This is a genomic window from Limnohabitans sp. JirII-31 (genome assembly GCF_002778315.1).
Taxonomy (GTDB): domain Bacteria; phylum Pseudomonadota; class Gammaproteobacteria; order Burkholderiales; family Burkholderiaceae_C; genus Limnohabitans.
Map to the genome: position 1 here is coordinate 129,800 of NZ_NESA01000009.1, position 14,542 is coordinate 144,341.

18 protein-coding genes and 3 tRNA genes are annotated in these 14,542 nt (G+C 59.8%); 16 read left to right on the top strand and 5 right to left on the bottom strand.

The genetic code is table 11. The features are described 5' to 3' along the window. Positions 1 to 21: 21 nt before the first annotated feature. The 3 genes from B9Z41_RS12375 to B9Z41_RS12385 are packed head-to-tail and all read left to right on the top strand — an operon-like array spanning position 22 to position 3,475. Complete coding sequence (locus B9Z41_RS12375; protein ID WP_100147370.1) at positions 22 to 1,584, top strand: RNA polymerase factor sigma-54; 1,563 nt, start codon at positions 22 to 24, stop codon at positions 1,582 to 1,584. A gap of 59 nt (positions 1,585 to 1,643) precedes the next feature. After that, on the top strand, positions 1,644 to 3,017 hold the full coding sequence (locus B9Z41_RS12380) for a class I SAM-dependent RNA methyltransferase (protein ID WP_100147371.1): 1,374 nt from the start codon (positions 1,644 to 1,646) through the stop codon (positions 3,015 to 3,017). After that, the gene (locus B9Z41_RS12385; RefSeq protein ID WP_100147372.1) at positions 3,014 to 3,475 is read left to right on the top strand and encodes a putative toxin-antitoxin system toxin component, PIN family; all 462 of its coding nucleotides are present in this window, start codon (positions 3,014 to 3,016) and stop codon (positions 3,473 to 3,475) included. Before B9Z41_RS12380 ends, B9Z41_RS12385 begins: the two co-directional genes overlap by 4 nt. 12 nt (positions 3,476 to 3,487) lie before the next feature. On the opposite strand, the gene B9Z41_RS12390 is transcribed toward B9Z41_RS12385, so the two are convergent. Genes B9Z41_RS12390 through B9Z41_RS12400 form a run of 3 tightly spaced genes read right to left on the bottom strand, consistent with a single transcriptional unit; the run spans position 3,488 to position 5,390 of the window. Further along, positions 3,488 to 4,012, bottom strand: coding sequence for a CinA family protein (locus tag B9Z41_RS12390; RefSeq protein WP_100147373.1), 525 nt, complete (start codon positions 4,010 to 4,012; stop codon positions 3,488 to 3,490). Beyond that, on the bottom strand, positions 4,012 to 4,497 hold the full coding sequence (locus B9Z41_RS12395) for a phosphatidylglycerophosphatase A (protein WP_100147374.1): 486 nt from the start codon (positions 4,495 to 4,497) through the stop codon (positions 4,012 to 4,014). Before B9Z41_RS12395 ends, B9Z41_RS12390 begins: the two co-directional genes overlap by 1 nt. Next, the gene (locus B9Z41_RS12400; RefSeq protein ID WP_100147406.1) at positions 4,491 to 5,390 is read right to left on the bottom strand and encodes a LysR family transcriptional regulator; all 900 of its coding nucleotides are present in this window, start codon (positions 5,388 to 5,390) and stop codon (positions 4,491 to 4,493) included. Before B9Z41_RS12400 ends, B9Z41_RS12395 begins: the two co-directional genes overlap by 7 nt. Before the next feature lie 134 nt (positions 5,391 to 5,524). Between B9Z41_RS12400 and B9Z41_RS16990 the strand changes: the two genes are divergently transcribed. After that, a complete protein-coding gene (locus B9Z41_RS16990) occupies positions 5,525 to 5,758 on the top strand; it encodes a hypothetical protein (RefSeq protein WP_143474202.1) in 234 nt (77 codons plus the stop codon). Between the two features lies 1 nt (position 5,759). Then, complete coding sequence (locus B9Z41_RS12410) at positions 5,760 to 6,161, top strand: 4-oxalocrotonate tautomerase (protein WP_108301252.1); 402 nt, start codon at positions 5,760 to 5,762, stop codon at positions 6,159 to 6,161. On the opposite strand, the gene thiL is transcribed toward B9Z41_RS12410, so the two are convergent. Together thiL and apaG are read right to left on the bottom strand one after the other, a co-directional pair. Continuing rightward, positions 6,158 to 7,144 carry a thiamine-phosphate kinase gene (gene thiL / locus B9Z41_RS12415; protein WP_100147377.1) on the bottom strand — a complete coding sequence of 329 codons (987 nt, stop codon included), beginning with the start codon at positions 7,142 to 7,144 and terminating at the stop codon, positions 6,158 to 6,160. The genes B9Z41_RS12410 and thiL overlap by 4 nt on opposite strands. Positions 7,145 to 7,148: 4 nt before the next feature. Beyond that, a complete protein-coding gene (apaG, locus tag B9Z41_RS12420; RefSeq protein ID WP_100147378.1) occupies positions 7,149 to 7,541 on the bottom strand; it encodes a Co2+/Mg2+ efflux protein ApaG in 393 nt (130 codons plus the stop codon). Between the two features lie 30 nt (positions 7,542 to 7,571). On the opposite strand from apaG, the gene rpe reads away from it, so the two are divergent. From rpe to B9Z41_RS12475, 11 genes are all read left to right on the top strand, one after another. Beyond that, positions 7,572 to 8,261 carry a ribulose-phosphate 3-epimerase gene (rpe, locus tag B9Z41_RS12425; RefSeq protein ID WP_100147379.1) on the top strand — a complete coding sequence of 230 codons (690 nt, stop codon included), beginning with the start codon at positions 7,572 to 7,574 and terminating at the stop codon, positions 8,259 to 8,261. After that, the gene (gene gph / locus B9Z41_RS12430; protein ID WP_100147380.1) at positions 8,261 to 8,989 is read left to right on the top strand and encodes a phosphoglycolate phosphatase; all 729 of its coding nucleotides are present in this window, start codon (positions 8,261 to 8,263) and stop codon (positions 8,987 to 8,989) included. The genes rpe and gph overlap by 1 nt, the downstream gene beginning before the upstream one ends. Positions 8,990 to 9,220: 231 nt before the next feature. Further along, positions 9,221 to 10,735 carry an anthranilate synthase component I gene (trpE, locus tag B9Z41_RS12435; protein ID WP_100147407.1) on the top strand — a complete coding sequence of 505 codons (1,515 nt, stop codon included), beginning with the start codon at positions 9,221 to 9,223 and terminating at the stop codon, positions 10,733 to 10,735. Positions 10,736 to 10,740: 5 nt separating this feature from the next. After that, positions 10,741 to 11,310: an aminodeoxychorismate/anthranilate synthase component II gene (locus B9Z41_RS12440; protein ID WP_199172988.1), complete on the top strand. Its 570-nt coding sequence runs from the start codon at positions 10,741 to 10,743 to the stop codon at positions 11,308 to 11,310. A 9-nt stretch (positions 11,311 to 11,319) separates the two neighbouring features. After that, positions 11,320 to 12,369: an anthranilate phosphoribosyltransferase gene (trpD, locus tag B9Z41_RS12445; RefSeq protein ID WP_100147382.1), complete on the top strand. Its 1,050-nt coding sequence runs from the start codon at positions 11,320 to 11,322 to the stop codon at positions 12,367 to 12,369. Between the two features lie 13 nt (positions 12,370 to 12,382). Further along, positions 12,383 to 13,174: an indole-3-glycerol phosphate synthase TrpC gene (trpC, locus tag B9Z41_RS12450; protein ID WP_100147383.1), complete on the top strand. Its 792-nt coding sequence runs from the start codon at positions 12,383 to 12,385 to the stop codon at positions 13,172 to 13,174. Between the two features lie 14 nt (positions 13,175 to 13,188). Next, entirely contained in the window at positions 13,189 to 13,980 is a 792-nt protein-coding gene (locus B9Z41_RS12455; RefSeq protein ID WP_100147384.1) for a uracil-DNA glycosylase, read from the top strand. Positions 13,981 to 14,040: 60 nt separating this feature from the next. After that, a tRNA-Tyr gene (locus tag B9Z41_RS12460) sits at positions 14,041 to 14,126 on the top strand. Between the two features lie 65 nt (positions 14,127 to 14,191). Then, a tRNA-Gly gene (locus B9Z41_RS12465) sits at positions 14,192 to 14,265 on the top strand. 39 nt (positions 14,266 to 14,304) lie between these two features. Next, positions 14,305 to 14,379: transfer RNA gene (locus B9Z41_RS12470), tRNA-Thr, on the top strand. Between the two features lie 39 nt (positions 14,380 to 14,418). Continuing rightward, a partial coding sequence (locus tag B9Z41_RS12475; protein WP_233202605.1) for a GTP-binding protein occupies positions 14,419 to 14,542 on the top strand: 124 nt, incomplete at its 3' end.

Below are 14,542 nucleotides of genomic sequence, written 5' to 3' on the forward strand. Positions count from 1 at the left end.
CATGGCCCTCGCACCTACCCTATGAAGCAAGGCCTCTCCCTACGCGTCTCCCAGCATCTGGCCCTGACGCCGCAGCTGCAGCAGTCGATCCGTCTGTTGCAGCTGTCCACGCTGGAGCTGAGCCAAGAGATTGAGCAGATGCTCGACGAGAACCCGTTTCTCGACAAAGAATTTGAAGAAGCCCCACGCGAAGAATTTGGCGTGGCCCAGGCCGACACGCCCGCACATGCGGACGATGCAGAGCCAGCGCGCGAGATGGCCGCGATGGACAACACCGTGTCTGAAATTTCGGTCGACAACACCGCCAGCGACACCGAACCCAGCGTGGACGGCGTGGCTGAGAGCTGGGAGGGGGACGGCAGCGTGGAGTTCTCCGCCGATGACTCCGAATGGGGCGGCGACGCCCCCGCGCACAACAACACCGGCGGCGACGATGCGGCAGATGCCACCGAGTTGGCCCGCAGTCAAGAATCGTTGACCGCGCATTTGCATCGCCAGGCCTTGTCCTTGCGCCTGAGCGAGACCGACCGCTCGGCCCTGCGTTACCTGATTGAAAACCTCAACGACGATGGCTACCTGGAAGACTCGCTGCGCAGCCTGGCCGAGGGCTTGGCTGCAGACGACGAAGAGCAGTTGGAAGAGTTGGAACATCGCTTTCAAGTGGCCTTGCACTTGCTGCAAAGCCTGGAGCCCGTGGGCGTGGGCGCGCGCGATTTGGCCGAGTGCCTGTGCTTGCAGCTCAGAGCCTTGAAGCCCCAGGGCGAAGAAGCGCAAACCGTGTGCGATGTTGCTCTGCGCATGTGCCAGCAGCCGCTGGAGCTGCTCGCCAAGCGCGACATCAAGCGTTTGATGGTGGCCTTGGGTGACAGCGAGGCGCACATCAAAGCGGCCATTCCGCTGATTGCCCGGCTCGAACCCAAACCGGGCCGACGTTTTGCCGACGTGGAACGCCATGTGGTGGTGCCCGATGTGTTGGTGACGCGCATTGGCAAATCGGTCACGCCCAAGTTTCGCGTCATGCTCAACCCCGATGTGATGCCACGTCTGCGGGTGCACGACATTTATGCCAACGCCTTGAAGGGCGGCAAGGGCGAGGCGCACCAGGGCTTGCAGCAACGCCTGCAAGAGGCGCGCTGGTTCATCAAAAACATCCAGCAGCGCTTTGACACCATCTTGCGGGTGAGCAACGCCATTGCCGAGCGACAGAAAAACTTCTTCATCCACGGCGAACTCGCCATGCGCCCGATGGTGTTGCGCGAAATCGCCGAAGAGCTGGGGCTGCACGAGTCCACCATCAGCCGCGTTACCACCAACAAGTACATGAGCACACCGTTTGGCACCTTTGAGCTGAAATACTTTTTTGGCTCTGGACTCGAAACAGACAGCGGCAACAACGCGTCCAGCACGGCAGTGCGTGCCCTGATCAAACAATTTGTCGCCAGCGAAAACCCCAAAAAACCCTTGTCAGACAACCAGCTGTCTGAGATGCTCAAAGAGCAAGGCATTGAGTGCGCACGTCGCACCGTGGCCAAGTACCGCGAGGCGCTGCGGATTGCGCCGACCACGTTGCGCAAAGCGCTGTAAACACTAGCTCGGCTGACCGGTCAGGCTTGTGCTGGCGGATTGGCTTTGAACGGATCACCATGAATCAACTCCATCTCTTTTTACCGTGCGCCGCAGGCGTTGAAACTTACCTGGCCACCGAGGTGCAACGCATCACCGGCATCGGGGCAGACGACTTGCGTGCTTTTCGCGCCGGCGTGATGGTGCGCGGCTCGTGGCGTGACGCCATGCTGCTCAACCTGCACAGCCGTTTGGCCCAGCGGGTGTTGGTGGAGCTGTCGTACACCCAATACCGCTCGGAACAAGACTTGTACAACGCGGCCTCCAGCGTGGCGTGGGAGCTGTGGTTCACGCCCAAACAGAGCTTCAAGATCGAAATCACCGCGCAGCACAGCCCCCTCAAGAGCCTGAACTTTGCCGCGCTCAAAATCAAAGACGCGGTGGCCGACCGCTTCCGCAACAAAAGCGGTGTCCGCCCCGATGTGGACACCCGTTGGCCCGATTCACGCATCTACGCCCACCTGACCACCGACGAGCTCACCCTCTACATCGACACCTCGGGCGAGCCCTTGTTCAAACGCGGCTGGCGCGCCGACAAAGGCGACGCACCTTTGAAAGAAACCTTGGCCGCAGCCATGTTGGCGGCCAGTGGCTGGAGCCAGGGCGATGGCACACCCGCCAACCCCGACGGCTGGTGCGCGCAGGGCGTGCCTTTGTATGACCCGTGCTGCGGCAGCGGCACCATCGCCATCGAGGCGGCGCAAATTGCGTGCAACATTGCGCCGGGCTCGATGCGTCGCTTTGGTTTTGAAAAGCTGGTACCGTTTCAGCCACACGTCTGGCAAGGCCTGTTGGAAAACGCGCGAGGCCAGCAGTGCGCACCGCGTGCGCCCGTGTTTGGCAGCGACGTGGCGTTTCGCATGGTTGACTTTGCACAGCGCAATGCCGAGCGTGCCGGTGTGGCCCATGCGGTGGAGTTGCGCGGTGGCGATGCGCTGCAACGCATGCCGCCCTCTGACCTGCCCGGCGTGATGTTGGTCAACCCACCGTACGGCGAACGCATTGAGGCGGCGGGTATTGCGGGTGCCGCACGTCGTGCCCGTTATGCGCCGCCCACCGAGTACGTGTCGCCCTATGAAGGTGTGATGGACGACGAAGCGCCCGACGGTGCGCGCCTAGACACCCCCCGCTTTGGCGCGCGTGAGATCACACAAACCGAAGACGGGGGCGATTTTTTCAGCCAGCTTGCCAGCCATTGGAAAAAGAACTACCCCGGTTGGACCGCCTGGATGTTGACCCCCGACCTCAAATTGCCTGGGCGCATGCGCTTCAAAGAATCGCGCCGCGTGCCCATGTGGAACGGCCCCATCGAGTGCCGCATGTTCCGCTTCGATTTGCGCGCCGGCTCCATGCGTACCAAGCCCGTTGAGGGCAGCGAGCCGCCTCAGGCATGAGTACGCAGCTGTCTCACGTGATGCCTCCCGTCACGACGCCTGTGTGTGTGGTGCTCGACACCAACATCGTGCTGGACTTGTGGCTCTACCAAGACCCGGCCACGCCTGCGTTGCAGGCGGCGCTTGGCGACAAAACGGTGCGTTGGCTGGCCACGCAGGTCATGCGCGATGAGTTGGAGCGCGTGTTGGCCTACACCCACATCGTGGCGCGCATGACCGCCAATGACATCACCGCTGAGCACATCTTGAACCGCTTCGACGCGCATGCCCTGCTGATGCCGATTGCGGCCAAGGCGCAGTTTGTCTGCAAAGACCCAGACGACCAAAAGTTCATTGACCTGGCCGCTGCGCACACCGCGCAACTCATCAGCAAAGACAAGGCAGTGCTGACCATGCGCAACCGCATGGCCCGCTTGGGCGTGGCGGTGGCGCGCAGCTTTCCGGCGCTGTTGCCGTAAAGCTTGCGTGGGTCAGTGTTGACGCAGCCAATGCAGCAAGTTGGACAGGGCGTGTTGCAACGTGGCCTCGCGCACAGCGGCACGGTCGCCGTTGAAATGCAGACATTCGGTTTTCACCCAGGCGGTCTCGGCACCCAGCGTGGGGCCGGTGTCGCTGGGCAGCGCCCAAGCAAACCACACGGTGCCCACGGGCTTGTCTTTGGACCCGCCAGTAGGCCCGGCCACACCCGTGACCGCGAGGGACACCTGCGCTTGCGAGTGGCGCAGTGCACCCAAGGCCATGGCCTGCGCCACCTCTGCGCTGACCGCGCCGTGTTGTGCAATCAAGGCGGGGTCCACCCCCAGCATCTCGTACTTGGCTTCGTTGGAGTAACTCACAAAGCCGCGCTCCAGCCATTGGCTAGACCCCGATAAGTCGGTGCAGCGCGCGGCGATCATGCCGCCGGTGCAGCTCTCGGCCGTGGCCAACATCCAGCCGTGCTGCAGCAGCACGTCGGCGAGTTGTTCGACCAGGTGTGATGTGTTGTCGTGTGCCATCAAAACCTCCACAAAGCGATCACCAACAGCGTGCAAAACGCGGCCACCAAGTCGTCAAACAGGATGCCCCATCCACCACGCCAACCAAAGCCTTTGAACAGTTTGTCGGCCCACTTTACAGGGCCGGGTTTGGCCGCATCGAAATACCGAAACAGCACAAAAGCACCGAACTGACCCCAAAAGGTGGTGGGGGTGACCAGCCACAAAATCAGCCAGAAAGCCACCACCTCGTCCCACACAATCGCGCCCGGATCGGCCACGCCCATATGACGTGCGCACACCGTGCAAGCCCACCAACCGACCAGCAAAGAAACCGCGATCAACAAGCCCATTTCTAGTGGCGTCAACCAAATTTGCAAGATCAAAAAGGCTGCCCAGGCCCACAAGGTGCCCACGGTACCTGGTGCCAAACGGCTCAGGCCTGCGCCAAAGCCCAGTGCAATCAGGTGGGCGGGATGATCAAGTAAAAAGCGGCGGTTCAGCATGTGGGGGATGTCGTTTGTAACCACTGAGCCCAGTGGTCAATACAGGCACGAAGTTTAGGCAGTCGGTGGCGGCCTGCGAGCATGAAGGCGCTGACCGTGCTGGGCGTGTCGTTGATTTGGTCGATCAAAACGCTTTGCAGCTTGCCTTGCGCAACCAAAGGGTCTGCCACCAAAGATGGCATGCGTGCAATGCCCAATCCCGCAATCGCCATCGAAGTCATCGTTGCGGCATTGTCTGAACCGAACGGACCATTGGCTCGAAAGGGTGTGCCGCTTTGTGTGGGCCACACGTTCAGGTAGTCGTGTTTGCTGTGCGTGATCAAGTCGTGGTGGCGCAAAGCTTCCACGCTGCGGGGTGTTCCGTTTTTTTTCAAATAGGCCGGGCTGGCGTACAAACGCCGGTGCAATACGCCCAGTCGGCGCATCACCAAGGTGTCGGTTTGTGGCTCTCCCGTGCGTATGGCGATGTCAATGCCCTCGCGTGCCATGTCCACCAGTGCATCGTCTACCCGAAAGTCAAAACGCAGCTCTGGGTAGGTGGCATGGAGTGTTGGCAGGCTGTCGACCATCAAGTGCTGTGCAATCACCGTGCTCATGCTGACCCGCACCAAGCCTGTGACACGCGCCCGTGTGTGGTCGAACTCGGCATCCAAGGCATCCACTTCGTTCAAGATGCGTTGCGCATAGGTTTGCAACACTTCACCCTCGGGCGTGAGCGACAAACCATGCGTGGTGCGCAAGATCAGTTGTGCGTTGTACGAGGCTTCGATGCGCTGCAAACCGCGAGAAATTTGACTCACCGGCACGTTGCGCTCGCGTGCCACCGCCGAGAGCGTCCCCAGTGCCGCCACGCGTGCAAAAAGTCGTAGTTCATCAAAGCTGAGATTGGCCATGGCTGCATGGTAATAGACGCCTCCCGTGATGTGCCGTTGCAGCCGCTGCAACACCTATTTGCACACGGCGGTGTTTCGCGCTTGGCAGCTAAAAAATAAAGTCATCACACCCCAACAACTTTTGGAGATCTCTGATGCGTCACCCACCAGCAGGCTATGAGCCCCTACCCAATGCCGTGTTGATAGAGCAAGCCAAGCAACACGCACGCACCTTGCGCCGCGAAGCGGTACCCGCTTTGTGGGACGGTTTGGATGCCAGGCGCCTCCAGGCTGCGCGGTCTTTGACGCGTTTCTTGCATCGTTTGGCGCGGCACAGCCAGTTGCGCGCCCAAGCGCATCAAGCCCTTCACCCCACCAAAGAAATTTGACATGCCCATATTGACTTTGAAACTCTCGGCCCATGCGCAGCTCAAAGATGCACAGGCCTTGAGCCTCGCCCTGACACAACTCAGTGCCCAAGTGCTGCACAAACGCGCGGACGTGACCTCTGTGGTGTTTGAGCGCATCGCTGCGAACGATTGGTGGGTTGGCGGGGATACGCACGAGCACATACGTGTGCAACTCGACATCCGCATCACGCAAGGGACCAACACCGAGGCAGAAAAAGCGGCGTTCATCACCCAAGCGTTTGCGTTATTGCCCGAGCATTTGGCAGCAGGACAAACAATGCACGCGACCAGCTACATCAGCGTGCAAGAGCTACCCGCAACTGACTGGGGCTATGGCGGCTTGACGCAGCAGCAACGCCGAGTGGCCACTGTGGGGCTTTAAGCGAAGTGGTCGAACGACGCAAAGCGGCGCGTGATGGGCTGGCCTTGGGGGTCGAGCAGCACCAAGCCGTGGGCTTCGGTGATGCGACCAATGCGGGTGACAGGTGTGTCGCTCTCCCATGCGGCGGCGTGCACCATCTCGCGTTGGTTCACCGGGGCGGTGAAGCACAACTCGTAGTCGTCGCCGCCCGCCAAGGCAAACTCCAGGCGCTTGTTCCAGGGCAAGGCCGCCAGCAAGGGCGTGATGCCCGCTGCTTGGCCGTTGCCAAAGCTGGACGCGGTTTGCAGCCAGTGGGTGTCGATCTGTGCGCCCACGCCTGAGCGTTTGAGGATGTGGCCCAGGTCGCCCAGCAGTCCATCGCTGATGTCGATGGCGGCGTTGGCCACGGCGCGCAAGGCCAACCCCAAGGCCACGCGTGGGGTGGGTTGCTCCATGCGCAATCGTGCCTGCTCCAGACCCGCTGCATCCAGCGACTGTGTGCCGCGAAACACCTCAAGCGCCAAGCGCGCATCGCCCACGGTGCCACTGATGTAAATGTCGTCACCCACTTGGGCGTTGTGACGCAGCAGGGCGTCACCGGGGGGCACTTCGCCCATCACGGTGATGCAGATGTTCAAGGGGCCCTGGGTGGTGTCGCCCCCCACCAGCTCACAGCCGTGTGCGTCAGCCAGACGCAACAAGCCGCTGGAGAAACCCGCCAGCCAGGTTTCGTCTACCCGCGGCAACGACAAAGCCAAGGTGAAGGCCATGGGCTCGGCACCGCAGGCGGCCAGATCGCTCAGGTTGACGGCCAGTGCTTTGTGACCCAGACGCGCAGGGTCGACCGTGGACACAAAGTGGCGACCTTCGACCAGCATGTCGCTCGACACGGCGAGTTGCATGCCAGGTGACGGCATCAGCAGTGCGCAGTCGTCGCCCACACCCAACACGGCTTTGTGTGCCGGGCGTTTGAAGTAGCGTTCAATCAGGTCGAATTCACCCATGGGCTCAGTGCATGCGGCGTTGGCTGGGGTCGTCGCTCAATGCGTCGAGCACGAACATGGGAATGTCCACATCAAACTTCTCGCCATCTTCGGCCACGCAGAAGTAGCTGCCGTGCATGGTGCCCGTGGGCGTGCGCAAGTGGCTGCCACTGGTGTACTCAAACGACTCGCCGGGTTTGAGCAGGGGCTGGTGACCCACCACGCCCAAGCCGCGCACTTTTTCATGCACGCCGTTGGCGTCGTTGATGTTCCAAGTGCGCGAGATCAGTTGCGCAGCCATGCTGCCTGTGTTGGTGATCGTGATGGTGTAAGCGAACACAAACACACCGGCTTCGGGGTCGGACTGTTCGGGCAGATATTGCGGATGGACATCCACTTTGAATTGGTAGCTGGGCATGGCGGTGATTTTGGATGAAATAATCCCCCCATGAACAGCACACGCCCCACTTTTCGCATTGCCCCCTCCATCTTGTCGGCCGACTTTGCGCGGCTGGGCGAAGAAGTGAAGAACGTCATCGCCGCAGGAGCCGACTGGATTCACTTTGATGTGATGGACAACCACTACGTGCCCAACCTGACGTTTGGGCCCATGATTTGCCAAGCCTTGAAGCCGCATGCCAAAACCGCTGCCGGTGTGGCGGTGCCGATCGATGTGCACCTGATGATTTCACCGGTCGATGCACTGGCCGCGTCCTTTGCTGACGCAGGGGCCGATTTGATCAGTTTTCACCCCGATGCCAGCGCGCACGTGCACCGCAGTGTGCAGGCCATCAAGAGCCGTGGCGTGAAGGCCGGTTTGGTGTTCAACCCTGCCGAACCTCTGGACGTGCTGGAGTGGACGATCGATGAGATTGATTTGATTCTGATCATGAGCGTCAACCCGGGCTTTGGTGGCCAGAGCTTCATCGACTCGGCTTTGCGCAAGGTCGAACAAGCGCGCAAGCTGATCGATGCCAGTGGCCGTGACATTCGTCTAGAAGTCGATGGTGGCATCAAGGCCGACAACATCCGCCGCGTGGCCGATGCGGGCGCCGACACCTTTGTGGCGGGCAGTGCGATTTTTGGCAAGCCTGACTACAAGCAGGTGATAGACGACATGCGTGTGGCGTTGGGGTGATGCGCGTGTCTGCGCCGGGCTTGCACGCCGCCATCGTCGACCTCGACGGCACGATGGTCGACACCCTGGGCGACTTTGAGCATGCGCTCAACCGCTGTTTGGCCGATCTCGATTTGCCGCCTGTCACGCGTGCGCTGGTCGAGCGCACGGTGGGCAAAGGGTCGGAGCATTTGATTCGTTCTGTACTGGCGCACCAACTCGCTTTGCCCGAGGTCACGGGGCTTTCCAATGTGTGCGCTGGACGCAGTGTGGACGTGTTGTACGAACCTGCGTGGCTGCGTTACCAGCACCATTACCAACGCATCAATGGTCAATACGCCGAGGTGTACCCAGGCGTGGTGCAAGGTTTGCAGAAGATGCAAGACGCAGGGTGGGCCTTGGCCTGCTTGACCAACAAGCCCTTGGCATTTGCCCAAAACCTGTTGGCAGTCAAAGGCTTGGACGGGTTTTTCACGCAGGTGTTTGGTGGCGACAGCTTTGCTGCCAAGAAGCCCGACCCCTTACCCCTGCTCAAAACCTGTGAGGCATTGGGCAGCGCACCTGAGCGCACCTTGATGGTGGGGGACTCCAGCAACGATGCCCAGGCTGCACGTGCGGCGGGGTGTCCGGTGGTGCTGGTGCGCTATGGCTACAACCATGGCCAGCCGGTGGAGACGGTAGACGCAGATGGCTACCTGGACCAGATGGCCCAGGTGGGCGATTGGCTGGCGCGCACCCAAGCGGTGTGACGCACCGTGGGCGTCTTTGGCCTTTGTTAAACTGAGCCGCATGTTCATTCACCGCAGCACTGTCACAGGTTGTCACGACCGGGGAGCCTGGCCCTGGCGTACGCCGAGTTCTGCGCGCATCTAATTCGCACGCCTTGCGCCGTGCGTCGCGCTTCTCGGCAGTTTTGCCAGCAAGCACTTTTTGAATGAACGGCCCCACCTCTGCGGGGCTGAGCTGTGGAGGCTCAAGCTGTGATCACTGAAAACGAATTCAACCAATTGGCCCAGCAGGGCTACAACCGTATTCCGCTGATGGCGCAAGCGTTTGCGGATCTTGAAACACCTTTGTCGCTGTACCTCAAGCTGGCCCATGTGCAGCAGCAGGGTGAGCGCAGCTTTTTGCTGGAGTCAGTGGTGGGGGGCGAGCGCTTTGGGCGCTTTAGCTTCATTGGCTTGCCGGCACGTACCTTGTTGCGTGCCAGTGGCTTTGGCGCTGAGGCCAAGACCGAGGTGGTCACCGATGGCGTGGTGGTGGAAACCGACCACGGCAACCCGCTCGACTTTGTGTCGGCCTACCAGCAGCGTTTCAAGGTGGCTTTGCTTGAGGGCTTGCCGCGCTTTTGCGGCGGTTTGGCAGGTTACTTTGGCTACGACACGGTGCGCCACATCGAAAAGAAGCTGGCCCAATCGTGCCCGCCGGATGATTTGGGCATGCCCGACATCTTGCTGCTGCAAACCGAAGAGCTGGCGGTCATCGACAACTTGTCGGGCAAGCTCTCGCTGATTGTGTATGCCGACCCGGCGCAGCCGGGTGCCTATGCCCAGGCCCAAGCGCGCTTGGCTGAGTTAAAGCAACGCTTGAAAGCGCCTGCTGTTGCACCGTCGATCGCTCCGTGCGACAGCCATCCGGCGCAGCGCAGTTTTGCCAAAGACGATTACTTGGCTGCCGTGGTGCGCGCCAAAGAGCTGATTGCAGCGGGCGATTTCATGCAGGTGCAGGTGGGGCAGCGCATTCACAAACAGTTCACCGCCAGCCCGCTGTCGCTGTACCGTGCTTTGCGTTCACTCAACCCTAGCCCCTACATGTATTACTACAACCTGGGCGATGCCTATGTGGTGGGCGCGTCGCCTGAGATTTTGGTGCGCCAAGAGTCCACCCCCGAAGGGCAAAAAATCACCATTCGCCCCTTGGCAGGCACCCGTCCTCGTGGCGCCACGCCTGAGGCCGACAAGGCGGCTGAGGTCGAGTTGATCAACGACCCGAAAGAGCGTGCCGAGCACGTGATGTTGATCGACCTCGCACGCAATGACATTGGCCGTATTGCCAAGGTGGGCAGTGTGAAGGTGACCGAAGCCTTTGTGGTGGAGCGCTACAGCCACGTGATGCACATCGTGAGCAATGTGGAGGGCTTGTTGAGTGAGGGGCCGGATGGCAAACCCTTGACCAGCATGGACGTGTTGCGCGCGACCTTCCCAGCAGGCACGTTGACGGGTGCGCCCAAAGTGCATGCGATGGAGTTGATCGACCAGTTGGAGCCTGTCAAACGCGGGCTCTACGGTGGTGCTTGCGGTTACTTGAGCTTTGCCGGGGACATGGATGTGGCGATTGCCATTCGCACGGGCATTGTGAAAAACGACACCTTGTATGTGCAAGCTGCTGCGGGTGTGGTGGCCGATTCGGTGCCCGAGTTGGAGTGGCGAGAGACCGAACACAAAGCGCGCGCCTTGTTGCGCGCCAGTGAGTTGGTGGAAGAAGGCTTGGAGTGATCACCATGAAAAAAATCAAACTTCTCATGGTGGACAACTACGACAGCTTCACCTTCAACATCGTTCAATATTTTGGTGAGTTGGGTGCTGACGTGGAGGTGTTTCGCAACGACGACATCACACTCGAAGGCATTGCGGCACGCCAGCCTGATCGCTTGGTGATTTCACCGGGCCCATGCTCACCCGCTGAGGCAGGAATTTCGGTAGCGGCCATTCAACACTTTGCCGGCAAGCTGCCCATTTTGGGCGTGTGCTTGGGACATCAAAGCATTGGTGCGGCCTTTGGCGGCAAGATCGTGCGCGCGCAGACCTTGATGCACGGCAAGACCAGTGTCATCACCACCACACAAGAGGGTGTGTTTGATGGTTTGCCTGCGCAATTCACGGTCAACCGTTACCACTCGCTGGCCATTGAGCGCGCCTCGTGCCCGCCTTGCTTGAAAGTCACGGCGTGGACCGACGATGGTGAAATCATGGGCGTGCGCCACACCGAGTTGGACATCCAAGGGGTGCAGTTTCACCCCGAGTCCATCCTCACCGAACATGGTCATGCCATGTTGAAAAACTTTCTGTAAGGAGTCGCGATGACCACCGTTATTCATCCCATCACGCCGCAAGAGGCGTTGCAGCGCGTGATCGAGCACCGCGAAATTTTTCACGACGAGATGCTGCACATCATGCGGCTCATCATGGGTGGCGAGATGTCACCCGTGATGATGGCCGCGTTTGTGAGCGCCCTGCGCGTGAAGAAGGAAACCATTGGCGAAATCACGGCGGCGGCGCAGGTGATGCGCGAGTTCTCTACCAAAGTGGAGGTGGCCGATACGCAGCACCTGGTAGACATTGTGGGCACCGGCGGCGATGGCTCGCACACCTTCAATATTTCGACGTGCTCTATGTTCGTGGCTGCCGCAGCCGGTGCCAAGGTCAGCAAGCACGGCGGACGCAGTGTGAGCAGCAAGAGCGGCAGTGCCGATGTGCTGGAGAGCTTGGGGGTGAACATCAACCTCAAGCCGTTGCAAATTGCACAGTGCTTGGCACAAGTGGGCATCGGTTTCATGTTTGCACCGAACCACCATCCAGCGATGAAGAACGTGGCGCCCGTGCGCAAAGAGTTGGGCGTGCGCACGATCTTCAACATCTTGGGGCCGCTGACCAATCCGGCAGGCGCCCCCAATATCTTGATGGGTGTGTTCCATCCCGATCTGGTGGGTATCCAAGTGCGCGCGTTGGAGCGTTTGGGCGCCGAGCATGCCTTGGTGGTGTATGGCCGCGACGGTTTGGATGAGGTGTCTTTGGGGGCTGCCACTTTGGTGGGCGAGCTCAAGAACGGCCACATCCATGAATACGAAATTCACCCGGAAGACTTTGGTTTTGCCATGAGCAGCACCCGGGCCTTGCGTGTGGACACGCCTGAGCAATCGCGTGCGTTGTTGTTGTCGGTGCTGGACAACCAAGCTGGGCCTGCGCGTGACATTGTGGTGCTCAACAGCGCCGTGGCTTTGTATGCGGCCAATGTGGTCGACAGCATCGAAGTTGGTATTGCACGCGCCAACGACGCGTTGAATTCTGGCGCTGCCAAGGCCAAGCTCGACCAGCTGGTGACAGCCGTGCATCAATTGGCTGCGGCCTGAAGAAAGAAAAAAGATGTCTGACATTCTGAACAAAATCGTCGAGGTCAAGCGCCAAGAAGTTGCGGCGGGCTTGAAGCGCAAGTCGTTCGAGGCCATGCGTGCCGATGCCGAAAGCCGTGTGCTCACCCGTGATTTTGTGGGTGCTTTACGTGCCAAGATCACAGCAGGTTTGCCTGCGGTGATTGCCGAGATCAAAAAGGCCAGCCCTTCCAAAGGCGTGTTGCGTGAAGATTTCATTGCCGCCGACATCGCGCAAAGTTATGCCGAGCACGGCGCTGCCTGCTTGTCGGTGTTGACCGACCAGCAGTTTTTTCAGGGTAGTGTGGATTATTTGAAGCAAGCCCGTGCATCGTGTGATTTACCGGTGTTGCGCAAAGATTTCATGATCGATTCCTACCAGGTGTACGAAGCACGGGTGATGGGGGCCGACTGCATTTTGCTGATTGCTGCGTGTTTGGACGACGGGCAAATGGCCGAGTTGGAAGCCATTGCCCGCAGCCTGGACATGGCGGTGTTGGTCGAGGTGCATGATGCCCCAGAGCTGCAACGCGCCTTGAAGCTCAAGACGCCGTTGATTGGCATCAACAACCGTAATTTGCGTACCTTTGAGGTCACGCTCGACACCACCTTGTCGCTCATGAAGGATGTGCCTGCGGACCGTTTGCTGGTGACCGAGAGCGGCATCTTGCAGCGTAGCGATGTGCAAACCATGCGCGCGGCGCATGTGAATGCATTTTTGGTTGGCGAGGCCTTCATTCGCGCGGCCGATCCCGGAAAGGCCCTGGCCGAGTTGTTTGCGGCCTGATCTAGGTTGACGCTGTGGCTGATTTGTTCTCTGACGCATCACCGCCTGACGCGCCTTGTTTGACCGCATGGGCGCCGCAGGATTGGACGGTTCATCCTGATTGGCAGCCGGTGTTGCAGAGTTTTTGGCGTAGCCCTGAGGGCTTGGGCTTGGCAGACTTTGTCCGTGGGCGACTTGCGTCTGGCGCTGTGGTCTATCCCGCGCATCCTTTGTGGGCTTTGTTGCTCACCCCTTTGTCGCAGGTGCGGGTGGTCATCTTGGGGCAAGACCCTTATCACGGGCCTTATCAGGCGCAAGGTTTGTCGTTTTCGGTCGCGTCTGGCGTCAAGCCACCGCCGTCATTGCGCAACATCTTCAAAGAGTTGCAGCGTGATGTGAATCAACCCATGCCTGCCAGCGGCTCGTTGGAGGCGTGGGCGCGGCGAGGCGTGTTGCTGCTCAACACCAGCTTGACGGTAGAAGATGGATTGCCCGCCAGTCATGCCAAACGTGGCTGGGAGGCGTTGACCGATGCCTTGTTGGCAGAGGTGGCGCGCACAGTGCCTGCTTGTGTGTATTTGTTGTGGGGCGCTCACGCGCAGGCCAAGGCCGATATGTTGGTGCAGCAAACACGTCAGGTTGCTCCGAGTTTTTTGGGGCTGAGCGATGCTGTCGCCCCGTCGCGTGAGGCCTTGGTGCTCAAAGCCAACCACCCGTCGCCACTGTCTGCCTTGCGCCCGCCTCAGCCCTTCATAGGGTGTGGGCATTTTTCGCAGGCACAGACCTGGTTGGCGGCGCGTGGGCAGGCGCTGGACTGGTCGTTGTGAGTAAATTGATAGGGCTGGGTCGTTAAATGCCCAAAACTCTGCTATAGTTTGCGGTTCGCCGGAGGGGTGCCCGAGTGGCTAAAGGGGGCAGACTGTAAATCTGTTGGCTTACGCCTACACTGGTTCGAATCCAGTCTCCTCCACCAGCGAAACCAACAAGTGTTGCCCAGGTAGGCCTGCAACTGTGACGGTCAGATTTTCTGATTCTGATGCGGGAGTAGTTCAATGGTAGAACCCTAGCCTTCCAAGCTAATGACGCGGGTTCGATTCCCGTCTCCCGCTCCACCTGTTTGTTTCAATGGATTGATTTGGCGGTCAAAAATTGCCCTTGTGGCTCAGTGGTAGAGCACTCCCTTGGTAAGGGAGAGGTCGCGGGTCCGATTCCCGCCAAGGGCACCAGAATTTTTGTGATTGAGTTATTTTTTTCGGAGTCGAGAAATGGCAAAAGGAAAATTTGAACGTACCAAGCCGCACGTCAACGTGGGCACGATTGGCCACGTGGACCACGGCAAGACGACGCTGACGGCGGCGATCACGACCATTTTGTCGACCAAGTTTGGCG